The sequence below is a fragment of the Kribbella pratensis genome, assembly GCF_004366075.1.
Classification (GTDB): domain Bacteria; phylum Actinomycetota; class Actinomycetes; order Propionibacteriales; family Kribbellaceae; genus Kribbella; species Kribbella pratensis.
The window spans coordinates 2,732,220-2,754,981 of record NZ_SODU01000001.1; the positions used below are offsets into that span (position 1 = coordinate 2,732,220).

The following is a 22,762-nucleotide window of genomic DNA, read 5'->3' on the forward strand; positions in this document are numbered from 1 at the left end:
GCACCGCGGACGCGGTGGGCCCGGCCGTTGTCGCACCGGCGGCAGACCATCTCTCGCGAGGAAAGATCGGGATAAACCACAGCTACTAAAACTTGACCTACCCCATAGAACCACGAACTCGCAGGATTCATTCCCTCGGGCTGCGCCGGGCGTGGCAGGGTGGGGCACATGGCGACCCTGCAACCGCTGACCGACGACGACCGCGAGCTGATCGAGCTGGCCCGCCGGACGGTCGACGCGAACACCGACGGACCCGACGGCGTCTACACGATGGGCGCCGCGGTCCGCGGTGCCGACGGCCGGATGTACGCCGGTATCAACCTGTACCACTTCACCGGCGGCCCCTGCGCCGAACTGGTCGCCCTCGGCCGCGCCCGCGCCGACGGGGCCCGCGAGCTCACCACCATCGTGGCCGTAGGCAACGAAGGCCGTGGCGTGGTCGCGCCGTGCGGCCGCGACCGCCAGATCCTCGTCGACTACCACCCCACGATCCGCGTCATCCTGCCGACTGAGGACGGTCCTGCCTCGGCCCTGGCCACCGACCTCCTACCCGGCGCCTACCGCTGGACCCCTTGAAAAGCTGGGATGATGTCCTTGCCGTACGACGCCAGGGTTTCCTCCTTGGCGTCATGCTGGAGGTAGAGGGCGAACTGGTCGACGCCGAGTTCCTTCAGTTCGGCCAGCCGGGCGAGGTGGTTCTCGACAGGGCCGAGGATGCAGAACCGGTCCACGACCTCGTCCGGCACGAAGTCGGTGTGGGTGTTCCCGGCGCGCCCGTGCTCGGCGTAGTCGTATCCCTTGCGCCCCTCGATGTAGTCGGTCAGCGCCTGCGGCACGGCGCCTGACGTCCCGTACCGCGCGACGATGTCCGCGACGTGGTTCCCGACCATCCCGCCGAACCAGCGGGTCTGTTCGCGTTGGTGATCCAGGTCGTCCCCGACGTACGCCGGTGCCGCGACGCAGAACTTGATCGCCATCGGATCGCGGCCGGCCTGTTCCGCGGACCGTCGTACCGCGGTGATCATCCACTCCGCGATGTCCGGATCGGCCAGCTGCAGGATGTACCCGTCGCCGACCTCGCCGGTGGCCTTGAGCGCGCGTGGGCCGTACGCCGCGACCCACACGTCGAGCGCGCCGTCGTCGACCCACGCGAACTTCAGCTGCTGCCCGCGGTACTCGACGGTCTCGCCGCGTGCCAGGGATCGCACGACTTCGACGCACTGCTTCATCTCCGCGATCGTCCCCGGCTGCGCGCCGAGCGTCCGCAACGCCGAGTCCCCGCGCCCGATCCCGCAGATCGTCCGGTTGCCGAACATCTCGTTCAAGGTGGCGAACTGGGACGCGATCACCGTCCAGTCCCGCGTTCCCGGATTCGTCACCATCGGCCCGACGATCACGCGGCGCGTGGCCGCGAGAATCTGGCTGTAGATCACGAACGGCTCCTGCCAGAGCAGGTGCGAGTCGAACGTCCACACGTACGAGAACCCGGCGTCCTCCGCCTTCCGGGCCAGCTCCACGACCGTGGACGCGGGCGGATCACACTGAAACACCACACCGAAGTCCACGTCATCCCCCTACATGAGATAAGACGACAGGCCGCGCTTCAGGAACTTGCCCCGGCCTTTCCGGCCATGGTAGTTGCCGTCAGCCACGATCACCTCGCCGCGGGACACGACGGTGCCCACCCGGCCCTTGATCTCGACCCCTTCGTACGCCGAGTGGTCCATGTTCATGTGGTGCGTCTCGACGCCGATCCGCGTCGTACCGTTCGGGTCGTAGATCACCAGGTCGGCGTCCGATCCCGGCTGCACGATCCCCTTCTGCGGATACAGCCCGAACATCCGGGCCGGCGTGGTCGCGATCGTCTCCACCCAGCGCTCCAGCGACAGCTTCCCGTCCACCACACCCTGGAACACCAGGTCGACGCGGTGCTCGACGCCGCCGATCCCGTTCGGGATCTTGGAGAAGTCGCCGAGCCCGAGTTCCTTCTGGTCCTTCATGCAGAACGGGCAGTGGTCGGTCGACACGATCGCGAGCTCGTTGTTCCGCAGGCCCTTCCACAGATCCCGCTGGTGCGGCTCGTGCTTGCTGCGCAGCGGCGTCGAGCAGACCCATTTCGCGCCCTCGAACCCGGGCGCCCCGAGCTGGTCCTCGAGTGTCAGGTACAGGTACTGCGGGCAGGTCTCGGCGAACACGTTGCGGCCCGCGTGCCGCGCCTCGGCGACCTTCTCGAGCGCCTGGCTCGCGGACAGGTGGACGATGTACAGCGGGCAGTCCTGCGCGACCTCGGCGAGCGCGATCGCGCGGTTCGTCGCCTCCGCCTCGAGCGCGGCCGGGCGGGTGATGCCGTGGTAGATCGGGTCGGTCTGGCCCTTGGCGAGCGCCTGCTGCACGAGGACGTCGATCGCGATGCCGTTCTCGGCGTGCATCATGATCATCGCGCCGTTCTCGCGCGCGGTCTGCATCGCGCGGAGGATCTGCCCGTCGTCGGAGTAGAAGACGCCCGGGTAGGCCATGAACAGCTTGAAACTCGTGATGCCCTCGTCGGCAACCAGCTGGTCCATCGCCTTCAGCGCGTCGGCGTCGACACCGCCGAGGATCATGTGGAACGCGTAGTCGATGTGGCACTCGCCCTCGGCCTTCGCATGCCACGCGGCGAGCCCGTCCTGCACGACCTCGCCGGTACGTTGGACCGCGAAGTCGATGATCGTCGTGGTCCCGCCGTACGCCGCCGCCCGCGTGCCGGTGTCGAACGTGTCGCTGGCCGCGGTGCCGCCGAACGGCAACTCCATGTGCGTGTGCGCGTCGATCCCGCCCGGAATCACATACTTGCCGGAGGCATCGAGTACCTCGTCGACCGTGATCGTCGGGCTGAACGACGGATCGAGGACCGCGACGATCTTCTCGCCCTCGATCAGCACGTCCGCGACCCGGGTCCCGGTCGGTCCGACGACGGTTCCACCCTTGACGAGCAAAGACATCTACGCCACTCCCCTTTGAGCGGTCGGCATTTACGGTTTCGTCAGGTCTCCGTACGCGTCGGGCCGGCGGTCGCGGTAGAACTGCCAGCGGTCCCGGACGGTGTCCAGCAGGCCGAGGTCCAGATCGCGGACGATCAGCTCCGGATCGTGGTCGTGCCCGACGTCGCCGACGAACTTCCCCTCCGGGTCGACGAAGTACGACGTACCGTAGAAGTCGTTGTCGCCGAACTCGGACTCGATGCCGACCCGGTTGATCGCGCCGATGAAGTACTCGTTCGCGACCGCGGAGGCCGGCTGCTCGAGCTTCCACAGGTACGCCGACAGTCCGCGGCTGGTCGCCGACGGGTTGAAGACGATCTTCGCGCCGGCCAGGCCGAGCGCCCGCCAGCCCTCGGGGAAGTGCCGGTCGTAGCAGATGTAGACGCCGATCCGGCCGACCGCGGTGTCGAAGATCGGATACCCGAGGTTGCCCGGCCGGAAGTAGAACTTCTCCCAGAAACCCTTCACCTGCGGGATGTGGTTCTTCCGGTACTTGCCCAGATAGGTGCCGTCGGCATCGATGACCGCGGCGGTGTTGTACAGCACGCCCGGCTGCTCCTGCTCGTACACCGGGAGCACCATCACCATCCCGAGCTCCTGCGCCAGCGCGGCGAACCGCTCGGTGGTCGGGCCTGGCACGGATTCGGCGTACTCGTAGTACTCGGCGTCCTGTTTCTGGCAGAAGTACGGCCCATAGAACAACTCCTGGAAACAGATCACCTTCGCACCCGCAGCGGCCGCCTGCCGCGCGTAGTCCTCGTGCACCTTGATCATGGACTCCTTGTCACCCGTCCACGACGTCTGAACGAGCGCAGCCCTGACAACCTCCGCCACAAGACCTCCCCAAGTAGAGGTCCCATGCTCCATCCGCCCAGCCCACCCGTCAACGGATACCGGAGATCGCGGTCAGAACGTGAAGGTGCGTGGTTCGGCTGGGAGGACGTGGCCGCCTACGGTGGCGTGGGTCGGGGGATCGTAGGTCGTGTAGAGGTGGGAGCCGGCGCCCTGGATCACGTGGAGGTTGCGGGCGAGTTGGGCGGTTAGTTGGGTGACCGCGGAGCCGGTGGCCTCGTCTTCGGTCACGTTCATTGCGGGGGCGAAGGCTCGGGCTCGGATGATGCCGGCGGGTTCGTCCTGCCAGGACCAGAGGAAGGTGTGGCCGGCGGTGTACGTGGTGGGGTCGGCGGCCAGGACCTCCTCGGGTGAGGAGAGTTGGCGCCAGTCCCAGGGGCTGCCCCAGGTCGTGTCGGCTCGGACGGCGAAGAGGTCGCCGGAGCGGGTGACGGGGATCGGGCCGGCGGGGACGTGCAGGGTGTCGACCGGGTGGCCGTGGGCGTGGAGCCAGGCGGCGGCGCCGACGTTGGGGTGGCCGGCGAAGGCCATCTCGCGGGTGGCGGTATAGATACGGAGCGTACCGGTGGCGGCGTCGTCGACGTACACCGTCTCGCTGTAGCCGAGCTCGGCGGCCACGCGCTGCCGGTCGCGCTCGCCGACGAGGCGGCCGTCGACGATGCCCAGTGGGTTGCCGAACCGGCCGTCCGGGTCGGTGAAGACCCTGACGACCTCGACTCTCAGGTCGGTCAAGTCAGAGAACGGCGATCGCGGCGATGATCGCGATCAGCAGCACCGCGCCACCGACGATCGCCAGGACCCGGCCGTTGACCTTCGGTTCGCTGGTGGCCTCGGCCTGGCCCTCGTTGACGAAGGCGCGGAACATCTGCGTGTTCGCGCCCGGGTCCTGCTCGTTCTCCACGTTCTGCGGGACGTTCTGGTCAGCCATGGCCCAAGACCCTACCTGCCGCCGCTGCGCACCCAGCAGACCGCCCGCCGAAGTCTCACACAGACCTGATGTACCATTTGGTACATGCGCTTCGATCACTCCAGCACGATCCAGGCACCGGCCGACCGGGTCTGGGAGGTTTTCAGCGACGTCGAGCGGTGGCCCGACTGGACCCCGACCGTCGATTCCGTCGAGCGGCTGGACGCGGGCCGGATCCACGTCGGCGCCCGCACCCGGATCCGCCAGCCCAAGCTCCCGGCCGCCGTCTGGGAGGTGACCGAGCTCAAGGAGGGCGAGTACTTCGAATGGGTCTCGAAGGCCCCCGGGATCAAGACCACCGGCGGCCACCGCGTCATCAGCACGCCGGAAGGAACCGTCGCGACCGCGACCATCGTCCAGGAGGGCCCGCTCGGCTGGCTCTTCGGCCGGCTCTACGCGAAGCTCACCCGGGACTACATCGCCACGGAGACCGCCAAGCTGAAGGAAGTCAGTGAGTCGAGCAAGCCTGCTGGGTGAGGCGGTTGAGCATTTCGCGAAGAACGGGATCGGGGACGCGAGCCTGCGCAGTATCGCGACCTCGATCGGCACCAGTCACCGGATGCTGATCTACCACTTCGGTTCCCGCGAGGGCCTGCTCGCCGAGGTGGTCCGCACGGTCGAGCAACAGCAACGCGACCTCCTCGCCGACCTGAGCGAGTCGCAGCGACCGATCGCGGAGCAGGCCGAGGAGTTCTGGCGCCGCGTCACCGAGGCCGCGCTCGTCTACGGTCCGCTGTTCTTCGAGCTCAGCGCGCACGCGATGCAGGACCTGCCGCACACCGAGTCCCTCAAGGCCGACCTGATCAACGTCTGGCTGCCGCCGTTGATCGAGCTCTGCGTACGTGCGGGCCTCCCGCCGGCCGAGGCCCCGGCGTACGCGCGGCTCGGTCTGGCCGCCTCGCGCGGCCTGCTCTTCGATCTCTTGCTGACCGGCGATCGCGCGGGCGTCGACGAGGCGTCCGCGCTGCTCAACCGGCTGTTCACGCTCCCGGTTCAGTAGGCCTCTCGACCCGGCCCGCCACGATCGGCAGCCGCGAGTCCCGCAGTACGGCGATGAACGCGAACGGCCTGTCCAACGTGAGCTCCAGGCGACGCTCCTGCCGGGTGACCATCGCGGCCCGAGTCATCGCGACAGCGGTCACCGCGGCAGCCTCGAACCCGGTCGCGAAGAACCGCGCGAGCACCTTCTGCTTCGCCTGCCCGACCTGGAGCGGCGTCGGGCTGAGCGCGCTGAAATGCCCGTGCGCCCCCGGGTCCGACGTAACCGCTGTCAGCCCGAACAGCTCACGGGACGCGAGCAGATCGTGCTCGACCTCGATGCTGAACGACGGCAGCGACACCTTCACCTCCGGCCGCGACGCAGTGGTCCGCCCGATCCGCAACCCCGGCCCGGGGTCGTCCTCAGAGATGAGCTGACTTCCAGGTACGCCGTCCGTGGGCCGAGACGCAGCGTCCAGCAGCCGCGGGAGTACGTCGTCACCGTCGCCGATCCCCAGCAGTACGTCGACATCCTCGTCGCCGCGCACCGTGACCACGGTCAGGTCGTCGTACCGCCGTACCGAATCCAGGTCGGAATCCGTGCGCTCGAGCCAGTGCCACGAACCGGACCACGGACCGGCGGCGACCCGACGGATCTGTTCGGTGAACGGGCGGACCCAGGTGGTGCGGAGCAGCAGCGCCGAGGCGAGGACGAGCATCATGTCGCCGTCGAGGTCCACCGGCAGCTCGCGGATCAGGTCGTCGGTGTGCTCGGCGGCCCAGGCGTCGAGTTTCGCCTTGTCGACGGCCGGGTTGCCGGTCAGCAGGCCGACGAGCGGCGCGGGCATCACGCTGTCGAACGATTCGGCGAGCTTGAGCTGCTCGCTGACCCACACGCCGAGCGCGGCGTTCAGGTCGGCGGAGGCTTCGATCGTCTCGATCAGGCGGATCGCGTCGGTGGCCCCGGTCGAGGGGTCCACGCCGGCGGCTGCGGCGAGTTCGGCGCGGCCGGGCTCGTCGGCGCCGCTCGCGAGGATCGCCAGCAGCGGCCAGAGGCCGAGGCCGGCCACGACGGTGTTCTCCGCCGGCAGTGTCCGGGCCCAGCGGGTGGTGAGGTCATTGACTGCGCGCACCACGTCGGCATCCATGTCCCCAGCCTGCCACGCACGGACGCCCAGGCCATCACAATCGCCCCCGACACCGCCCGCTGAGCGTGCATCCGACGGCGAGCCGCGGATTGTGATGGCCTGGGCGTCCGGACCCGACACGCGACATGACTGTGATTTTCATTTCCAGGCGATTTCTGCCAGCATTCCGCCCATGACAACGGCCGAGCAGCACACCGCGGAGTCGCCTGAGTCGTCTGAGTCGTCTGAGTCGTCTGAATCCTCGGAGTCGCCTGGCTCGTCGATCGCGTTCACGGCGACGCTGGTGCTGCTGGTCGGTGCGGCGTTGTTCGGGCGGCGGGTCTTCGCCGGCTGGTTCACCGACGACGGGATCCGGACCTGGGCGACGATGTTCGTCGGCGTGACCGTGCAGGCGCTGCCGTTCCTGGTGCTCGGCGTACTGCTCTCGGCCGCCCTCACCGCGTTCGTCCCGGCGTCGTTCTTCGCGAAGGCCCTCCCGAAGCATCCCGCCCTCGCCGTACCGGTGGCCAGCGCGTCCGGGGTCGTGCTCCCGGGCTGCGAGTGCGCCTCGGTCCCGGTGTCCGCGGCGTTGATGAACCGCGGCGTCACCCCGGCCGCGGCGATCGCGTTCCTGCTGTCCGCGCCGGCGATCAACCCGGTCGTACTGGCTTCGACCGCGGTGGCGTTCCCGGGTCAGCCGAAGGTGGTGGTCGCCCGCGCAGTGACCTCGCTCGCGGTATCGATGATCCTCGGCTGGCTGTGGCTGCTGACCGGCAAGGGCGGGTCGTGGCTGAAGATGCCGAAGAACCGGCACGCGCACGACGACCCCAAGTTCGACGTGTTCCGGTCCGCGATGCTCCACGACTTCCTGCACGCCGGCGGGTTCCTGGTGGTCGGCGCGGCGGCCGCGGCCACGTTGAACGTCGTCGTCCCGCGGGCCTGGCTCGATCACGTCGCCGGGAATCTCCTGCTGTCGGTGGTGATCCTCGGGCTGCTCGCCGTACTGCTGGCGATCTGTTCCGAGGCGGACGCGTTCGTGGCGGCGAGCCTGACGCAGTTCTCCCTCACCGCGCGGCTCGCGTTCATGGTGGTCGGCCCGATCGTCGACGTGAAGCTGATCGCCTTGCAGACCGGAACGTTCGGCCCGAAGTTCGCCGTACGTTTCGCACCCGCCACCTTCGTGGTCGCCCTCCTCGCCAGCCTGCTGATCGGATGGTGGTTGTTTTGAAGCGCAACGTTGCCGGGTTGGTGATTGTGTTCGTCGGGGCTGCGATGGTGCAGCTCACGACGTCCGGGACGTACTTGCGGTACGTGAAACCCGGGATGCGGTGGATGCTGCTCGCGGCCGGTGTCGTGCTGATCGCGCTCGCGGTGACCGATGTGGTCGTGCGGTCCCGCCAGACCCATGACCACGGTCTGCCCCGCGCCGCCTGGCTGCTCCTCGTCCCGGTCTTCGCGCTGCTCGTCGTGGATCCGCCCGCGCTCGGTGCGGATGCCGCACAACGGCAGTCACCGGTCGCCGCGAAACCGGCCAAACCGGCCGAGCCGCAGGGCAACGCGTACTGGGGTGACGAGTCGCACGGCCCCAAGCCCATCGCGGTCCGCGACTACTCGGTCTGGGCGGTGTGGGAGAAGGAGACGATGCAGGGCCGGTCGTTCCAGCTGACCGGTTTCGTCACGCCGGCGAAGAACGGCGTCTGGTACGTGACCCGTATCGGCCTGACCTGCTGCGTCGCGGACGGTACGGCGTTCATGGTCGAGGCACGCGGTCACGCCGCGCCGCCGAAGAACCAATGGATCATGGTGACCGGCAAGTGGGCCGAGCCGACCAAGCGCGTCGACGGTGACGTCGCCGCGCTCACGGTCGACACGGTCAAACCGGTCACCGCGCCGGTCAACCCCTACGAGTAGTTCACCCAACCCGCAACGACGGGCACACCGGTCGGTCGATGTACGGCGATGAAGCCGAACGGCCGCTCGAGGTTCACGTACAGCGACTTGGCGCCCAACGCCGCGCCCGCGGCCATGGCCATCGCGGTGACCGCGGCCGCCTCGAATCCGGTCGCCGAGAAGCGCGCCATCACCGCCTGTCGCGCCTGGCCGATCGCCAACGGCTGCGGGCTCAGCCCCGGGAAGTGCCCGCTGCTCGCGTCCGACGCCGACGCCAGCCCGAACACCTCGGGATGCTGCAGCAGATCATGCTCCGCCTCGATCTCGAAGTACGGCATCGACAGTACGACGGTCGGCTGCATGGACTCGATGACCTCAACACCGGGCGCCGACCGCTCCGCGGCGAGCACCTCGGAGCCGCACACCCCTTCCCCGTCGAGCTCCAACGCAGCGGACAGAACAGACGCACGCCCACCATCACCGACCACGAGCCGTACGTCGAACTCGCCGGTGCCGCGCACTGTCACCACGGTCAACGGACCCGCCGCGCTGTCGTGCACCCGCAAGCTGTCGAGGTCCGTATCCGCCCGGCTCAACCACCGCCGATCGTTTCGCGGGTACTCGTCGAACGGCAACGCCCACTCCGTCTTCAGCACCAATGCCGACGCGAGCACCAGCAACACCTCAGGCGTGAGCTGGACCGGCATCCGCTGGAGCAGCCCGTCCGTCTGCTCGACCACCCACGCGTCGAGTGCGGCGCGATCGGTCAGCGTCCCGCGCACCTCCGGCGGCAGGAACCGGTCCACGCCGGGCTGCAGCTCGACCTCCGGTCGCGTCCACAGCCCCAGCGCCATCCGAAGCTCGGGAGCCTCCAGCAGACCGCCGTACCGTCCGCCCGCGGCCTCGGCCAGCTCGGTGTGAGCAGGCTCGTCCGCGACCTCGGCCAGCATCGCGAGCAACGGCTGGACGCCGAGACCGGAGATCACGGTGCTGTCCTCGCCGGGCAGTTCGGCGATCCATCGAGCGGTCAGGCGACCGACTTGAGATGCGTCCACTCACACATCCTGGCCTATCACCGTTTCATTCGCATGAAACGCACAGTCGAGCCCAAGGTCCTGTACTTCGGTACGCCGGTAGTCCTGATCAGCTCCTGCAACCCCGACGGCACCACGAACCTCGCCCCGATGTCGTCCGCCTGGTGGCTCGGATACACCACGATGCTCGGCATGGGGACGAGCGCCCAAACTGTGAAGAATCTCGTCGAGCGGCCGGAGATCGTGCTGAACCTGGTCGATCCGGACATGGTCGCCGCGCTCGACCGGATCGCGCTGCTGACCGGGTCGGAGGAGATGTCCGAGTCGAAACGGGCACGCGGGTACCGGTACGTGCCGGACAAGTTCGCCGCCGGCGGCCTGACCCGCGAGCCGAGTGAGCTGTCCGGCCTGGATTCCGTCCAGGAGAGCCCGATCAACCTCGAGGGCCGGATCGAGGCGATCAACGAGATCGGTGGACCGGATTCGCACCTGTGCGCGCTGGAGATGAAGGTCGAGCGGGTCCGGGTTCGCGAGGACCTGCTGATGAGCAACGACCGCTACATCGACCCGCTGCGGTGGGATCCGCTGATCATGAAGTTCACCGAGTACTTCGCGGGCGGCGCTCCGGCGTACCCCTCATCACTCGCGCGCGGGTGGCAGATGCCCCCGATGGTCAGCCTGACTTCGCCAGGACCAGGGACTCCGTAGTCAGCGGAGTCGAACGCCGCCTGATGATCGTGCAGGCCATGCCGCCGATCACCAGTGCGGCGGCGATCGCCTGCTGCAGGCCGACCGCCTCACCGCGCAGCACCCACGCGGCGGACATGCCGACGACCGGAACCAGCAGCGAGAACGGTGCGACGGTGCTGGCGTCGTACTGCCGGAGCAGGTAGCCCCAGACGCCGAACCCGAACAGGGTCGCCCCGAAGGCGAGGTACGCGATCGCGCCGATACCGCTCAGGTCGATCGCGCGAATCGCATCGACATCGGTCTTCGGGCCCTCGGTGAGAAGGGACAGGACCAGCAACGGTACGACGGCGACGGCGCTGACCCACACCATGAAGCGCAAGGTGTCCGGCGGCTTCGCGTACCGGGTGATCGTGTTGGCCACACCCCAGAACCCGGCCGCGACGATCACCAGCACCAGTGCTGCCAGCGGCGCCGACAGCTTGCGGTCGAGGACGATCAGCAGGATCCCGACACAGGCGATGACGATGCCGAGGAGCTGCGCGGGCCGCGGCCGCTCCCGCAGTACGGCGATCGCGAACAGGACCGTGAAGATCACCTGACTCTGCAGCACGAGCGACGACAGGCCGGCCGGTACGCCGTGGTCCATCGCGATGAACAGCAACCCGAACTTCGCGACGCCGAGAGCGAGGCCGACGCCCACGACGTACCGCCAGGCGACGCGTGGTTTACCGAGCAGGAAGATCGCGGGGACGGCCGCGAAGAAGAACCGGAGCGCGGACAGCAGGAGCGGCGGCATGCCTTCGAGACCGACCTCGATCACGACGAAGTTGATGCCCCAGACAACGACGACGGCGAGGGCGAGGAGCAGGTCACGAGGCTTCATACGGTCCAGTGTCGGCCGGAGTACACTTAAGGACCAGCACTGATTGCTACCGCTAACGATGTAGGAGCGCTACATGATCGATCTCGCTCGGCTCAAGGCACTGCACGCGGTGGCGCAGTACGGATCGGTCAATCGGGCGGCCGAGGTGCTCGGCTACACGCCGTCCGCGGTGTCGCAGCAGCTGGCGAAGCTGGAACGGGAGACCAGGACAACGCTGATCGAGCGGCAGGGGCGCGGGATCGTGCTGACCGACGCGGCCCAGCAACTGGCGTCGACGGCGGCGCGGATTCTCGAGCTGGTCGAGGACGCCGAGCTCACGCTGGAAGAGCAACGCGGTCAGGCCATTGGGACGCTGAGCATCGCTGCGTTCCCGACCGCGGCGCGCGGACTGTTGCCGCCCGCTCTTGCGCGATTGGTCGACGAGCACCAGCAACTGGATGTCCGGGTGCTCGAGACCGACCCGTTCGAGGCAGTGGCCGCCGTCAACCGCGGCGAGATCGACATCGCGATCGTCCACGACTGGCACAACACCCCACTCGGTCTGCCCGACGGCTTGTCGCGGGTGAAGCTCGGCTCTGATCCCGCCGACGTACTGGTGCCGGCGACGCATCGCCTGGCGGGCAAGGAGTTCGTCCGCGCGGAGGACCTCGTCGGCGAGCGGTGGATCTGCCAGCCGGTCGGGTCGATCTGCCACGAGTGGCTGATCCGGACGATGCGCCGCGCGGGCGTCGAGCCGGAGGTCGCGTACTCCGTCGCGGAGTACCAGACCCAGCTGGCGATGCTCGCCCGCGGCCTCGGCATCGGCCTGCTCCCCCGGCTCGGCCGCGGCCCGCTCCCCGACGGCGTGGTCGTCGTACCGCTGCAACCCGCACCGAGCCGCCGCCTGTACGCCGTTTGGCGCACAACCACGTCCCGCCGCCCGGCGATCACCGTCACGCTCGCGACCCTCAAAGCAGCCTGGCCGGATCGCGACACGGCCTGATCACTATTGATCACCTTGCGCGACCGATTGACAGCGTTCCGCGCTTGCCGCTACGTTCACCTGAACTATTAGGAAACCTTCCTAATCATCCTCCCCGACGCCCCCTCGGAGGAAGTTCATGATCCACTCTCTCGTGGCCGGCGCCCTGCTGGCCGTATCGACCCTGGTGCCGACACCAGCGCAGACCCAGGCCGTTGCCGACGACACTCCGGTCGGCCGCAACGGCCAACTGCACGTCTGCGGCACCAAGCTCTGCAACGAGCGCAACGAGCCCGTCCAGCTGCGCGGCATGAGCACCCACGGCCTGCAGTGGTACGCCAACTGCGTCAAGACCGCCTCGCTGGACGCCCTGGCGAACGACTGGAAAGCCGACATCCTGCGCATCTCCATGTACGTGCAGGAGGACGGTTACGAGACCGACCCGGAGAAGTTCACCAACCTGGTCAACACCTACATCGAGGAGGCGACCAAGCGCGGTCTGTACGCGCTGGTCGACTGGCACCAACTCGACCCGGGCGACCCGAACGAGAACCTCGGCCTGGCGAAAACCTTCTTCACCGAGATCGCCGAACGGCACAAGGACAAGAAGAACATCATCTACGACATCGCCAACGAGCCGAACGGTGTCAGCTGGGCCGGCATCAAGTCGTACGCCGAGCAGATGGTGCCGGTGATCCGGGCCAAGGACCCCGACGGCGTGATCTTCGTCGGCACCCACGGCTGGGCGTCGCTCGGCGTCTCCGACGGCGGCAGCGAGGCCGACGTCATCGACGACCCGGTGAACGCGACGAACCTGATGTACACGTTCCACTTCTACGCCGCGTCGCACCAGCAGGAGTACTTCGACGCCCTGTCCCGCGCCGCGGACCGGATCCCGTTGTTCGTCACCGAGTTCGGCACCCAGACGTACACCGGTGACGGCGGCAACGACTTCACCTGGTCGCAGAAGTACCTGGACTTCCTGGAGAGCAAGCAGATCGGCTGGACCAACTGGAACTTCTCCGACGACTTCCGCTCCGGCGCGGTCTTCAAGGAAGGCACCTGCAGCGGCGAAGACTTCACCGGTACGACGATGCTCAAACCGGCCGGTGTGTGGATCCGCGACCACATCCGCAACCGGACCGCCTCCACCGTCACTACCGACGTCAGCACGTCCGCCGAGCTCAAGGCAGCGCTGACCGCCGCCAAGCCCGGTGACACGATCAAGCTTGCCGACGGCACCTACACCGGCAACTTCAAAACCACGGTCGACGGCACCTCGTCGGCGCCGATCACGCTGACCGGCTCGTCGAACGCCGTACTGCAGGCCGGCGGCGGTTACGGCCTGCATCTCGACGGCGCGTCGTACTGGAACGTCAAGGGCATCACGGTGACCGGCGGCCAGAAGGGCATCATGATCGACGGTGCCACCCACGTCACGATCGACGGCGTGACAGTGCACGGGCTGGACATGGAAGGCGTGCACTTCCGCAACAGCAGCACGTACGGCGTGATCAAGAACTCGCGCATCTACGACACCGGCAACGACGGCCGCGGGATGGGCGAGGGCGTGTACGTCGGCAGCGCGGGCGGCACCTCGGACAAGTCCGACCGCGTGCAGATCCTCGGCAACACGATCGGCCCGGACGTTGGTGGCGAGGCGGTCGACGTCAAGGAGGGCACGACCGGCGGACTCGTCTCCGGCAACAGCTTCGACGGCCGCGGCCTCACCGGCGCGAACTACGACGACAGCTGGATCGATGTCAAGGGCAACAACTATGTGATCGAGAACAACACCGGCAAGAACACCACGAACAACGGGTACGAGACGCACACCCAGCAGTCCGGCTGGGGGTGCGGGACCGTTTTCCGCGGGAACACGTCCGACCTGACCGGCGCCACCGGGAGCGGACGGTACGCGTTCAACATCACCAACTACAGCGCCTCCAGCTGCAAGGTCACCATCGACCGCAGCAACACGATGACCGGCGGGAAGGCACTGGCCAACCCAGGGATCCCGGTCACCTGACGAGCTCCCCGGCCGTCCCTGCCCGGGCGGCCGGGGCCAGGTCCGGCTGGCCCGCCCCGTCAGCCGGGCCGCCTGTCCGCCGGGCCGCCTGTCCGGCAGGTACGCCGCCTGGCCAGCGCTTCAGCGGGGCCGGCCGGCGGGGTGCTTGGCCGGGGCGGCGACGATCTGGCGGAGTTTGCCCTCGGTCTCGTCGTCGAGCGCGGTGTACACGGTCGCCCGGGTCGGCCCGAGTTGCGACAGCCACAGGTTGACCGGCTCGATCCGGAGGATGCCGTACCCGTCGATCTCCAGCATTTTCGTCCGCGTGCTCGGCGCCGCCACGTCGTACCGCTCCCAGAGCTCCGCGAAGTACGGCGAGCTGTTGAGCAGACCTTGGATCAGGTCCTGCCAGAGCGCTTCGCCGACGTGCTCCGCGGACGCTGCGCGGAACGCCGCGACCATGTGGTGCTTGGTCATCTCCGCATCGACGAAACTGCACATCCAGTCGTCGGAGACGAAATTCAGCCAGAGCAGGTTCCGCTCTTCGACCGGCACTTCGTTGAGGTCGAGGACCACTTTGCAGTACGCGTCGTTGAACGCGAGGATGTCGTACCGCGTGTTCAGCACCAGCGCCGGGTACGGCGAGACCGCGTCGAGCGTCTTCTGGACCGACGAGGGCAGCGCCGTACACACGCCCGGCGACGGGCCGAGCTGGAGCCCGGCCAGCCGGTACAGGTGGTTGCGCTCCTGCCGGTCGAACCGCAGCGCCGTCGCGATCGCGTCCAGGACCTGGGCGGACACGTTGATGTCGCGGCCTTGCTCGAGCCACGTGTACCAGGTGACGCCGACTCCCGCCAGCAGCGCGACCTCCTCGCGCCGCAGTCCCGGCGTACGGCGGCGGCCGCCCGGAGCGAACCCGACCTCGTCGGGCCGGATGCGCTCTCGCCGGCTGCGCAGGAACACCCCGAGCTCCCGCCGCTGCGCCGTGGCGGTTCTGTCGGTGGCTGCTGGGACAGTGGTCATGGTTCCATCATGGACACAGGCACAACCGGGTGCCAGGTGCTGCGAGTAATAGGATAAGCAGGCTCTCACCACCAGGCTCTGAGTGCGCGCAGGCTGGGGCCATGACAGACCAGCTCCAGGCTGCCACCTCTCCGGTCACCCCCCGGCCGCAGGCCGCTGCGGTGCCGCTGAAGCCGGTGGCACTCACGACTCTCATCTTCGGCGCGTTCCTGCCGATGCTCTCCTTCTTCGTCATCAACGTCGCCCTGCCCGCGATCGGCTCCGACCTGCGCGCGTCTTCCGGCGAGCTCCAGCTCGTCGTCGGCAGCTACGGGATCGCCGTGGCGACCCTGCTGGTGGTTGGCGGTCGCCTCGGTGACACGTTCGGCCGCAAACGACTCTTCCTGATCGGCCTGATCGGCTTCACCGTCATGTCGCTCATCTGCGCCATCGCCCCGACCATCGGCGTACTGCTCGTCGCACGGGTCGTCCAGGGCGCCGCGGGTGCTGCTGTCACTCCGCAGGTGCTGGCCACGATCACCAGCCTGCTCACCGGCCAGCACCGCGCCCGCGCAATGGCCATGTACGGCGTGGCGGGCGGTGCGGCGGCAGCGTTCGGACAGATCCTCGGTGGCGTACTGGTCGAGGCAAACGTGTTCGACCTCGGCTGGCGGGCCGTGTTCCTCGTCAACGTGCCGGTCGGCATCGTGGGCGTGGCTGCGGCGGTCCGGCTGATCCCGGAAACCAAGGCAGCCAAGGCGCAGCGCGTGGACCTCGTGGGAGCTGCGCTACTCGCGCTGACTCTGGTCCTCCTGCTGCTGCCGCTCACCGAGGGCCGACCGCTCGGCTGGCCGCTCTGGACGTGGCTCTGCCTCGCAGCAACGATTCCGGCCGTCGTGCTCCTCGGTGTGCATCAGCACCGGTCTGAGCGGTCCGGTGCGGCTCCACTGATCCCGCCCACGGTGCTGCGGCTGAAGGCGATGCGGATCGGCCTCCTGCTCGCAGTGGCGTTCTTCACTACGTTCGGCGGCTTCATGTTCGTCTTCGCGCTCGCCACTCAGGGCGAGGCGCGCATGTCTCCGCTGGAAGGCGGTCTGAGCCTGCTGCCGATGGCCGTCGGCTTCCTGATCACCTCGATCTACGGGCCTCGGCTGCAGGTCAAGTACGGCGCGGGCCTCATCGTCCGCGGCTGGATCATCCAGGGCGTCGGGTACGCCGTACTCGCGGTCGTCGCCCTCACCCTCTGGCCGCACGTGAGCCCGTTGAAGCTCGCCGTACCCATGTTGATCGCCGGCTTCGGCTCCGGTCTCGTCATGGTCCCGCTGATGGGCGTTGTCCTCAGTCAGGTCCCACCGGCCCAGGCAGGCCTCGGCAGCGGCATCCTGCTCACCAGCCAGCAGACCTGCCTGGCACTGGGAGCCGCCACTGTCGGTACGGCGTACCTGGCCCTAGCCGGCACCTCCTGGGATCAGGGCGGCGCACTGGCTGCCGTAGCTCTGGCAATCACCGCAATCTCGCTACTCATGACCCCGGTGACCCACCAGCTGCGGTCGGGGAAGCAGTAAGCGACTGGTCCGCTCGACGGTTCCAGAATTGGACCTTACCGGCGGACCAGCTCGCACCTAACGTCGTCGGCAGACACTGTCGCCGAGGATCAGCGAGGTACTGATGAAGCTCAACGATCGCCTGCAGGACTTGGACACACTCGTTGGCGAGTGGGACATGGAGGCCTCGATCGACGGCCGGTCGATGGGTCGATCGACCGCGACCTTCAGCTGGCACGACAGTCGCGGCTTTCTGCTGATGCAGGTCGACCCACCCGCCGAGATCGCCCCCGAATGGCAGCAGAATTCGCCGCTTCCTATCTCCGCCGCGATCGGCCTCGACGACCACAGCGAGGGCTTCGCGATGCTGTACACCGATGCGCGGGGCGTCTGCCGGATCTATCGGATGACCTTCGAGGCCGGGCGATGGGAGATGCAGGGGCAAGCCGGGCCTGGATTCCACCAGCGCTTCGAAGCCACCGTCGACAGCGCCGGCGGCCGGATCAACGGACGATGGCTCGACTCCGCTGATGGAGAGGTCTGGAAGACAGACTTCGACGTTGCCTACATCAGGACCAATGCGGAGGTGGGGTAAGTGCGGACGGGACCCGGGTGGTCTGGTCGCCTCGGGCGGCGTTGATCTGGGACTGGGTGAGGAACAGGGCACCGGTCAGGTCAGCGCCGCTCAGGTCCGCGTCGCGGAGGTCGGCGCCGATCAGGTCTGCTTGCCGGAGATCGGCGCCGCGCAGGTCGGCTCCGATCAGGTAGGCGCCGCGGAGGTTGGCTTTCGCGAAGTCGGCGCCGCGGAGGCGGGCCCCGATGAGGTCCGCGCCACGACGCTCCTTCTTCTTGCTCTGCTTGCCGCGTAGGCGTTGGCTGGTCTTGAGAAGCAGTTCGTTGACCGCTGCGCGCTCGGCGTTCACGTCGACGGTGGTGAGATCCGGCGTACGACTCACGTCTTCGATGCGGGCGATCGCCGCCCGCGCCGCCTCGTCGTACTCGAGGACCTCGGTGAGATACCAGAGCAGCTCGTGCAACTGGCGGAGGATCGGCAGCGCTGCGAACATCTCAGCGGCCGATTGCCCTCGTCTGGTGATCTCCTGCCCGGCACCGAAGCAGTCGTACACCGTGCAGCCCTGGAAACCCTTGGTGCGCAGGTCTTTGTGGATGGAGCAACGGAAGTCGTCGCGGAGATTCCGGCACGGCTCACCCGCCGGCTTGTCCAGAGCGAAGTCCGCCGACTTGGTAAAGGTCAGCGCGATGCAGCAGAGGCCGACGCAATTACCGCAGTCAGCCTGCAGATCAGTTCTGTTCGGCAACCGTGTGGCCGGTGCGGCGCCAGCGGATGCCGGCCTCGATGAAGTCGTCGATCTCACCGTCGAAGACGCCGGACGTGTTACCGGACTCGTACTGCGTGCGCAGGTCCTTCACCATCTGGTACGGGTGCAGCACGTAGGACCGCATCTGGTCGCCCCACGAGCCCTGCACGTCCCCGCGCAGCGCGTCGATCTGGGCCCGCTCCTCGGCCTTCTTCAGCGCGAGCAGCTTGGCCTTCAGGATGACCATCGCGCTGGCCTTGTTCTGCAGCTGCGACTTCTCGTTCTGGCAGGAGACCACGGTGCCGGTCGGGAGGTGCGTGATCCGGACCGCGGAGTCGGTGGTGTTGACGCTCTGACCACCCGGACCGGACGACCGGTACACGTCGATCCGCAGCTCTTCTTCCGGTACGTCGATCTCGTCGGTCTGCTCGAGCACCGGGACCACCTCGACCGCGGCGAACGAGGTCTGCCGGCGGCCCTGGTTGTCGAACGGCGAGATCCGCACCAGCCGGTGCGTGCCCGACTCCACACTCAACGTGCCATAGGCGTACGGCGCCTTGACCCCGAACGTGGTCGACTTGAGCCCGGCCTCTTCGGCGTAGGACGTGTCGTAGACCTCGGTCGGGTAGCCGTGCCGCTCGGCCCAGCGCAGGTACATCCGCTGCAGCATCTCGGCGAAGTCCGCGGCGTCCACACCGCCCGCGCCGGAGCGGATCGTCACCAGCGCCTCGCGCTCGTCATACTCACCGGACAGCAGCGTGCGGACCTCGAGGGACTGGATCGCCTTGGCGACCGAGCCCATCTCCTTCTCGGCCTCGACCAGGCTGTCCGCGTCGTTCTCCTCGCGGCCCAGCTCCACCAGCGCGCCGATATCGTCGAGCCGGCCGCGCAGGTTGGTCACCCGCTCGACGTCGGACTGCAGGCTGGACAGCCGCGATGTCACCTTCTGCGCGTTCGCCTGGTCGTCCCAGAGATCGGGCGCAGCGACCTGCTCGCCGAGCTCGTCGATCTCCTTGCGCAACGCAGGAAGGTCGAGCACTTTCTCGATCGAGGTCATCGTCGCGTCGAGCTGCTTCAGCTCCGCGTCAAAATCCAGTCCAGCCACAACTAAGCAGCTTAGCTCAGGCGAGCCCACGACGAAGAACGGCGAAGACCTGGGCGATCGCGTTCTCCAGCGCCGCCTGTGCCTTCTCGAGCTCGTCGGGTGACGGATCGTCGGGCAGCGTGCGCATCAACTGCTCCTCGAGGACCTTCTGTGCGGCGGCGTACAGGGCCGCGATCAGCCGGTTGCGCAGGTGGTCCGGCGACCGCTCGTCGAGGGCCTGCGTGAGCGACGTCTCCAGCTCGTCGGCGGCCAGCCGGCGGCGGGCGAGCAGTGCGGGGCTGCCCTCGATCGTGCGGACGAACTGCTTCCAGGTGGCCAGATGACCGACCTCGAGCCGATCACGCGTCCCCGCCAGGTACTGCGCCTCCAGCACGTCCACCGGATCCGCCTCCGGCGGCGCCTCACGGACGGCCAGCGCAGGCCCCGTCCACCACCCCGGCTCGTCGAAGAACAGATCCTCCTTGGCCGGGAAGTGGTTGAACACCGTCTGTACGGCGACATCCGCGGCCCGCGCCACCTCGGCGACGGTGACCGCGTCGAAACCGCGCTCGAGGAACAGCGTGGTGGCCACATCCGAGATGGCCTGCCGCGTCTGCTGCTTCTTGCGTTCCCGCCGCCCGAGCTCCATTGCACCGACCCTAGCGGATCTGCTTTACTGATTCCATTGTTGTAGTCACTCTAATTTTGGAGCACCACCAATGACTGTTCTCGTCACCGGCGGTCGCGGCGCGATCGCCCGCGCCGTCACCGCCGGCCTGATCGCGGCCGGACAGGACGTCCGCGTCGCCAGCCGCGAACCCTCCGCCCTCCCGTCGGCCGTCGCCTACGACCCGGCCGACCCGTCCTCCGCGCTCCGCGACATCAGCCAGGTCTTCCTGTACTCCTCCCCGTCGACAGCGCCCGCGTTCGTTGCCGCAGCCGAAGCGGCCGGCGTGAAGCAGGTGGTCCTTCTCTCGTCGTTGTCGTCGCTGGGCGGTCCCGAGGATCCCCACGCGAAGACCGAGCACGTGATCGCTGACGCGTCGTACGCGACCACCCGGCTGCAGCCGGGCGCGTTCATGAGCAACGCGAGGTACTGGGCTCACCAGGTCCGGGCGACCGGTCAGATCCGGCTGCCCTACCTGGAAGCCGAGGAAGCGCCGATCCACGAGCAGGACATCGCCGACGCGGCGGTGCGGGTCCTGCTCGACGGGCCGGGCAACGGGCACGACGGTCGCGGGTACCCGATGACCGGGCCGGAGTCGATGACGCGCCGGCACCAGATCGGGCTCGTCACCGAGGTCACCGGCGTACCGATCGAGGCCGTCGACCTCACCCCCGACGAGGCTCGCGCCGAGATGGGGATGCGCGACGAAGGCCAGCGCGAGACCCTGCTGGCCTACTGGGCGTCCCGCGTCGGGACGCCGGCCACCATCGAGCCCGGCGTCGAACTCCTCACCGGCCACACCGGCCGAACCTTCACCACCTGGCTCACCGACAACCCCGGCCTCTTCACCTGACCTTGGTAGGAGGGTTTTCGGCTCGTGTGTGGCATGTGCGGGTGGGTTGAGCTGCTCCGGCGACCTCTCGACCCCCGCGCCAACCCCAACCAGGCCTCACACCCGAGGTTGCCCCCTCAACTGCAGGGTTGCCTGTCGAAAATCCGAGGGGGCATCCCACCACTTCAAGGGGCAACCCGGCCTGTTGGGAAACAAATGTGCACATGCCGACGATTTCTTTCCCATCACCGAGGTTGACGGCCGGCCCACGCCACTAACTGAACGGCATTGGGGTTCTCCCCTCGCGTACAGGGTTCTCCCCTCGCCTATCAGTAGAGAACCCCCCACGCGAAGGGCCAACCAGTCGTCTGCCGCCGGCGATAGCTCACCAGCGAGGCGGCGGGGCGCCAGAAACCTCCACTGACGTACGGAAAACTTCCAGTCAGCGGATCGGGACGATGGCGGCGGCCTCGGAGGCGACGTCGGCCGTGCCCGGGAAGCCGGGCGGCTGGAAGGGGAGGTCGGCGGTGGAGGTGAGCCGGACCGTCACCGTCGTACCCTCGACGTCCACGGACCAGTCGAGGTTGTCGAACCTGTTGCCTGCGGCAACGTCGTCGAGGTAGTCCGCGGTCAAACGGCGCGCCTGGTCGGGGTCGATCGCCGCGTTGCCGCCCGCACCGGGCTGGGCGTAGACGGCGGCGAGGCCGTTCGCGGCCGCGAGCACGGCGCCGTCCGCAGTGGCATCGAGGTCACGGCGGACCAGGAACGCCTTCGAGATATCGGTGACCACGACAACCATCAACAGGATCACCACGGTGAACCCGACGATCAGCACGGTCATCTGCCCCTCTTCACCCCGCCTGCCCCGCGTCATCCGGTGCCCTTGGCCTGGCGGTAGTCGCCGAATGCCTCGGTGTGCGAGGAGCTGATCCGGATCGCGGGCGGCTCTCCGCCGAGCGCATCCGGGATCAGCGGCAGCCGGACCTTCGTCTCCAGGGTGACCGTGACGGTCGAGCCCGGCTGCAGACAGGCCGGACTGCAACTGATCGTGAGCTCGTCCGAGCTGAGCTCCATCCCCTGGTCTTTCATCGCCAGCTCCGCGGCGTCGAACGCCCGCGCCCGCGCCTCGTCCTCGGACACCCCGTCCGGCACGATCACGAACGCCCGTCCGGCCGCGCGGGTCGCCGCGGTCGCGCCGTACGACGCTCGCTGTACGTCGAACACGCCGAGCATCATGTACACCAGCGGAACCATCAGCAGGATCGCCAGCCAGGAGAACTCCACGACGGCGCTCCCGCGTTCGTCCCGGCGGCGCCTCACTCGCCCGTCTCCTTCACGGCATGTCCCTCGACGGTGAACGAGAGGCCCGGTCCCCACAGCCCGAGCGGCGGCATGTGCGCGTGGACGGACACCTCGACGCCGGGCTGCCCGTCGATGTCGGTCTCCTCCGCGGACACCGAGTCGATCAGCCCGTCCGTCACCACGCCGCTGACCAACTCCCGGGTGCGTGCCGCACCGTCGGCCGGCGCCCGGTTGAGCACGGCCGCGTAGTGCGCACCTTCGGAGGCCGCGGCGGTCACCGTGTTGCGCACGTACAGGAACAGACCGACCTGGAGGATGCCGAGGAACAACGGCACCAGGATCGTCGAGACCAGCACGAAGTCGACGACCGCCGATCCCCGCTCGCCGCGCGCACGCATCACTTGTTGGACACGGAGTCCAAGGCGCTCTGCAGCATCTCGGCGAGTTGCTTGCCGGCCAGTTTCCAGATCGCGACGACCAGGCCGGCCGTCATCACGGTGATCAGCACCCAGCCGGGTACGTCGCCGCGCTCGGTCCGCGCCGGACGTGGCTTCAGCAGCAACGTCAGGAACAGCCTCGTCAGGTACAGGGACATGACCTCT

At 68.1% G+C, this 22,762-nt stretch carries 27 protein-coding genes; 11 read left to right on the top strand and 16 right to left on the bottom strand.

From position 1 onward, the window contains the following. Positions 1–168 precede the first annotated feature (168 nt). Entirely contained in the window at positions 169–576 is a 408-nt protein-coding gene (locus tag EV137_RS13110; protein ID WP_134128790.1) for a cytidine deaminase family protein, read from the top strand. Here the strand turns inward: EV137_RS13110 and EV137_RS13115 are convergent. From EV137_RS13115 to EV137_RS13135, 5 genes are read right to left on the bottom strand one after another with little or no spacing between them, the layout of a single operon-like run. Continuing rightward, on the bottom strand, positions 558–1,553 hold the full coding sequence (locus tag EV137_RS13115; protein ID WP_238175270.1) for a TIGR03842 family LLM class F420-dependent oxidoreductase: 996 nt from the start codon (positions 1,551–1,553) through the stop codon (positions 558–560). The genes EV137_RS13110 and EV137_RS13115 overlap by 19 nt on opposite strands. Positions 1,554–1,574: 21 nt before the next feature. Further along, complete coding sequence (gene hydA, locus EV137_RS13120) at positions 1,575–2,981, bottom strand: dihydropyrimidinase (protein WP_134128792.1); 1,407 nt, start codon at positions 2,979–2,981, stop codon at positions 1,575–1,577. Positions 2,982–3,011: 30 nt separating this feature from the next. Continuing rightward, the gene (locus EV137_RS13125; RefSeq protein WP_134128794.1) at positions 3,012–3,887 is read right to left on the bottom strand and encodes a nitrilase-related carbon-nitrogen hydrolase; all 876 of its coding nucleotides are present in this window, start codon (positions 3,885–3,887) and stop codon (positions 3,012–3,014) included. Positions 3,888–3,926: 39 nt separating this feature from the next. After that, a complete protein-coding gene (locus EV137_RS13130; protein ID WP_134128796.1) occupies positions 3,927–4,604 on the bottom strand; it encodes a PhzF family protein in 678 nt (225 codons plus the stop codon). 1 nt (position 4,605) lies between these two features. Further along, complete coding sequence (locus EV137_RS13135) at positions 4,606–4,800, bottom strand: hypothetical protein (RefSeq protein ID WP_134001467.1); 195 nt, start codon at positions 4,798–4,800, stop codon at positions 4,606–4,608. A gap of 84 nt (positions 4,801–4,884) precedes the next feature. Between EV137_RS13135 and EV137_RS13140 the strand changes: the two genes are divergently transcribed. Both EV137_RS13140 and EV137_RS13145 read left to right on the top strand, forming a co-directional pair. Further along, positions 4,885–5,316, top strand: a complete 432-nt coding sequence (locus tag EV137_RS13140) for an SRPBCC family protein (RefSeq protein ID WP_134001469.1) — start codon at positions 4,885–4,887, stop codon at positions 5,314–5,316. Continuing rightward, positions 5,291–5,839 (top strand): TetR/AcrR family transcriptional regulator, encoded by a 549-nt coding sequence (locus EV137_RS13145; RefSeq protein ID WP_134128798.1) that lies wholly within the window; start codon positions 5,291–5,293, stop codon positions 5,837–5,839. Before EV137_RS13140 ends, EV137_RS13145 begins: the two co-directional genes overlap by 26 nt. Here the strand turns inward: EV137_RS13145 and EV137_RS13150 are convergent. Then, positions 5,820–6,965 carry a serpin family protein gene (locus EV137_RS13150; protein WP_134128800.1) on the bottom strand — a complete coding sequence of 382 codons (1,146 nt, stop codon included), beginning with the start codon at positions 6,963–6,965 and terminating at the stop codon, positions 5,820–5,822. The two genes, EV137_RS13145 and EV137_RS13150, sit on opposite strands and share 20 nt — an antisense overlap. A 172-nt stretch (positions 6,966–7,137) precedes the next feature. On the opposite strand from EV137_RS13150, the gene EV137_RS13155 reads away from it, so the two are divergent. Together EV137_RS13155 and EV137_RS13160 are read left to right on the top strand one after the other, a co-directional pair. Further along, positions 7,138–8,172, top strand: a complete 1,035-nt coding sequence (locus EV137_RS13155) for a permease (protein WP_238175272.1) — start codon at positions 7,138–7,140, stop codon at positions 8,170–8,172. After that, positions 8,160–8,855, top strand: coding sequence for a TIGR03943 family putative permease subunit (locus tag EV137_RS13160; protein ID WP_238175337.1), 696 nt, complete (start codon positions 8,160–8,162; stop codon positions 8,853–8,855). The genes EV137_RS13155 and EV137_RS13160 overlap by 13 nt, the downstream gene beginning before the upstream one ends. On the opposite strand, the gene EV137_RS13165 is transcribed toward EV137_RS13160, so the two are convergent. Next, positions 8,846–9,889, bottom strand: a complete 1,044-nt coding sequence (locus EV137_RS13165) for a serpin family protein (RefSeq protein ID WP_238175273.1) — start codon at positions 9,887–9,889, stop codon at positions 8,846–8,848. The genes EV137_RS13160 and EV137_RS13165 overlap by 10 nt on opposite strands. Before the next feature lie 33 nt (positions 9,890–9,922). Between EV137_RS13165 and EV137_RS13170 the strand changes: the two genes are divergently transcribed. Beyond that, a complete protein-coding gene (locus EV137_RS13170; protein WP_134128804.1) occupies positions 9,923–10,576 on the top strand; it encodes a flavin reductase family protein in 654 nt (217 codons plus the stop codon). Here EV137_RS13170 and EV137_RS13175 read toward each other — a convergent pair. Further along, the gene (locus tag EV137_RS13175; RefSeq protein WP_134001481.1) at positions 10,542–11,441 is read right to left on the bottom strand and encodes an EamA family transporter; all 900 of its coding nucleotides are present in this window, start codon (positions 11,439–11,441) and stop codon (positions 10,542–10,544) included. The genes EV137_RS13170 and EV137_RS13175 overlap by 35 nt on opposite strands. Before the next feature lie 73 nt (positions 11,442–11,514). Here EV137_RS13175 and EV137_RS13180 point away from each other — a divergent pair, with 73 nt between their 5' ends. Both EV137_RS13180 and EV137_RS13185 read left to right on the top strand, forming a co-directional pair. Continuing rightward, positions 11,515–12,423, top strand: coding sequence for a LysR family transcriptional regulator (locus EV137_RS13180; protein ID WP_134128806.1), 909 nt, complete (start codon positions 11,515–11,517; stop codon positions 12,421–12,423). A gap of 118 nt (positions 12,424–12,541) precedes the next feature. Next, on the top strand, positions 12,542–14,431 hold the full coding sequence (locus EV137_RS13185; protein WP_134128808.1) for a cellulase family glycosylhydrolase: 1,890 nt from the start codon (positions 12,542–12,544) through the stop codon (positions 14,429–14,431). Between the two features lie 120 nt (positions 14,432–14,551). Here EV137_RS13185 and EV137_RS13190 read toward each other — a convergent pair whose 3' ends face one another. Further along, complete coding sequence (locus EV137_RS13190) at positions 14,552–15,433, bottom strand: helix-turn-helix transcriptional regulator (protein WP_134128810.1); 882 nt, start codon at positions 15,431–15,433, stop codon at positions 14,552–14,554. Positions 15,434–15,534: 101 nt separating this feature from the next. Here EV137_RS13190 and EV137_RS13195 point away from each other — a divergent pair, with 101 nt between their 5' ends. Both EV137_RS13195 and EV137_RS13200 read left to right on the top strand, forming a co-directional pair. Beyond that, positions 15,535–16,977, top strand: a complete 1,443-nt coding sequence (locus EV137_RS13195) for an MFS transporter (protein ID WP_134128812.1) — start codon at positions 15,535–15,537, stop codon at positions 16,975–16,977. A 103-nt stretch (positions 16,978–17,080) separates the two neighbouring features. Next, a complete protein-coding gene (locus EV137_RS13200) occupies positions 17,081–17,551 on the top strand; it encodes a hypothetical protein (RefSeq protein ID WP_134128814.1) in 471 nt (156 codons plus the stop codon). Here the strand turns inward: EV137_RS13200 and EV137_RS13205 are convergent. From EV137_RS13205 to EV137_RS13215, 3 genes are read right to left on the bottom strand one after another with little or no spacing between them, the layout of a single operon-like run. Beyond that, positions 17,526–18,275, bottom strand: coding sequence for a pentapeptide repeat-containing protein (locus EV137_RS13205; protein ID WP_134128816.1), 750 nt, complete (start codon positions 18,273–18,275; stop codon positions 17,526–17,528). The two genes, EV137_RS13200 and EV137_RS13205, sit on opposite strands and share 26 nt — an antisense overlap. Further along, positions 18,259–19,380: a peptide chain release factor 2 gene (gene prfB / locus EV137_RS13210; RefSeq protein WP_134001495.1), complete on the bottom strand. Its 1,122-nt coding sequence runs from the start codon at positions 19,378–19,380 to the stop codon at positions 18,259–18,261. Before prfB ends, EV137_RS13205 begins: the two co-directional genes overlap by 17 nt. A gap of 16 nt (positions 19,381–19,396) precedes the next feature. Beyond that, positions 19,397–20,008: a TetR/AcrR family transcriptional regulator gene (locus tag EV137_RS13215; RefSeq protein WP_134128818.1), complete on the bottom strand. Its 612-nt coding sequence runs from the start codon at positions 20,006–20,008 to the stop codon at positions 19,397–19,399. A 70-nt stretch (positions 20,009–20,078) separates the two neighbouring features. Between EV137_RS13215 and EV137_RS13220 the strand changes: the two genes are divergently transcribed. Next, entirely contained in the window at positions 20,079–20,879 is an 801-nt protein-coding gene (locus EV137_RS13220; RefSeq protein WP_134001499.1) for a Rossmann-fold NAD(P)-binding domain-containing protein, read from the top strand. Positions 20,880–21,300: 421 nt separating this feature from the next. Here EV137_RS13220 and EV137_RS13225 read toward each other — a convergent pair whose 3' ends face one another. Genes EV137_RS13225 through EV137_RS13240 form a run of 4 tightly spaced genes read right to left on the bottom strand, consistent with a single transcriptional unit; the run spans position 21,301 to position 22,755 of the window. Further along, positions 21,301–21,699, bottom strand: coding sequence for a pilus assembly protein TadG-related protein (locus EV137_RS13225; RefSeq protein WP_130382204.1), 399 nt, complete (start codon positions 21,697–21,699; stop codon positions 21,301–21,303). A 29-nt stretch (positions 21,700–21,728) separates the two neighbouring features. Next, positions 21,729–22,178, bottom strand: a complete 450-nt coding sequence (locus EV137_RS13230; protein WP_131348043.1) for a TadE/TadG family type IV pilus assembly protein — start codon at positions 22,176–22,178, stop codon at positions 21,729–21,731. Further along, positions 22,175–22,558: a TadE/TadG family type IV pilus assembly protein gene (locus EV137_RS13235; protein WP_134001502.1), complete on the bottom strand. Its 384-nt coding sequence runs from the start codon at positions 22,556–22,558 to the stop codon at positions 22,175–22,177. Before EV137_RS13235 ends, EV137_RS13230 begins: the two co-directional genes overlap by 4 nt. Continuing rightward, positions 22,558–22,755 (bottom strand): hypothetical protein, encoded by a 198-nt coding sequence (locus tag EV137_RS13240; protein WP_134001504.1) that lies wholly within the window; start codon positions 22,753–22,755, stop codon positions 22,558–22,560. The genes EV137_RS13235 and EV137_RS13240 overlap by 1 nt, the downstream gene beginning before the upstream one ends. Positions 22,756–22,762: the final 7 nt, after the last annotated feature.

What these genes read in the sequence shown, in the direction of transcription:
- EV137_RS13170 (WP_134128804.1), top strand. Translation starts at nt 9,923, where the DNA reads ATGAAACGCACAGTCGAGCCCAAGGTCCTGTACTTCGGTACGCCGGTA.
- EV137_RS13155 (WP_238175272.1), top strand. Translation starts at nt 7,138, where the DNA reads ATGACAACGGCCGAGCAGCACACCGCGGAGTCGCCTGAGTCGTCTGAG.
- EV137_RS13200 (WP_134128814.1), top strand. Translation starts at nt 17,081, where the DNA reads ATGAAGCTCAACGATCGCCTGCAGGACTTGGACACACTCGTTGGCGAG.
- EV137_RS13190 (WP_134128810.1), bottom strand. Translation starts at nt 15,433, where the DNA reads ATGACCACTGTCCCAGCAGCCACCGACAGAACCGCCACGGCGCAGCGG.
- EV137_RS13225 (WP_130382204.1), bottom strand. Translation starts at nt 21,699, where the DNA reads ATGACCGTGCTGATCGTCGGGTTCACCGTGGTGATCCTGTTGATGGTT.
- EV137_RS13215 (WP_134128818.1), bottom strand. Translation starts at nt 20,008, where the DNA reads ATGGAGCTCGGGCGGCGGGAACGCAAGAAGCAGCAGACGCGGCAGGCC.
- EV137_RS13240 (WP_134001504.1), bottom strand. Translation starts at nt 22,755, where the DNA reads ATGTCCCTGTACCTGACGAGGCTGTTCCTGACGTTGCTGCTGAAGCCA.
- EV137_RS13150 (WP_134128800.1), bottom strand. Translation starts at nt 6,965, where the DNA reads ATGGATGCCGACGTGGTGCGCGCAGTCAATGACCTCACCACCCGCTGG.
- EV137_RS13180 (WP_134128806.1), top strand. Translation starts at nt 11,515, where the DNA reads ATGATCGATCTCGCTCGGCTCAAGGCACTGCACGCGGTGGCGCAGTAC.
- EV137_RS13185 (WP_134128808.1), top strand. Translation starts at nt 12,542, where the DNA reads ATGATCCACTCTCTCGTGGCCGGCGCCCTGCTGGCCGTATCGACCCTG.
- EV137_RS13110 (WP_134128790.1), top strand. Translation starts at nt 169, where the DNA reads ATGGCGACCCTGCAACCGCTGACCGACGACGACCGCGAGCTGATCGAG.
- EV137_RS13235 (WP_134001502.1), bottom strand. Translation starts at nt 22,558, where the DNA reads ATGCGTGCGCGCGGCGAGCGGGGATCGGCGGTCGTCGACTTCGTGCTG.
- EV137_RS13195 (WP_134128812.1), top strand. Translation starts at nt 15,535, where the DNA reads ATGACAGACCAGCTCCAGGCTGCCACCTCTCCGGTCACCCCCCGGCCG.
- EV137_RS13125 (WP_134128794.1), bottom strand. Translation starts at nt 3,887, where the DNA reads ATGGAGCATGGGACCTCTACTTGGGGAGGTCTTGTGGCGGAGGTTGTC.
- hydA (WP_134128792.1), bottom strand. Translation starts at nt 2,981, where the DNA reads ATGTCTTTGCTCGTCAAGGGTGGAACCGTCGTCGGACCGACCGGGACC.
- EV137_RS13175 (WP_134001481.1), bottom strand. Translation starts at nt 11,441, where the DNA reads ATGAAGCCTCGTGACCTGCTCCTCGCCCTCGCCGTCGTCGTTGTCTGG.
- EV137_RS13140 (WP_134001469.1), top strand. Translation starts at nt 4,885, where the DNA reads ATGCGCTTCGATCACTCCAGCACGATCCAGGCACCGGCCGACCGGGTC.
- EV137_RS13220 (WP_134001499.1), top strand. Translation starts at nt 20,079, where the DNA reads ATGACTGTTCTCGTCACCGGCGGTCGCGGCGCGATCGCCCGCGCCGTC.
- EV137_RS13135 (WP_134001467.1), bottom strand. Translation starts at nt 4,800, where the DNA reads ATGGCTGACCAGAACGTCCCGCAGAACGTGGAGAACGAGCAGGACCCG.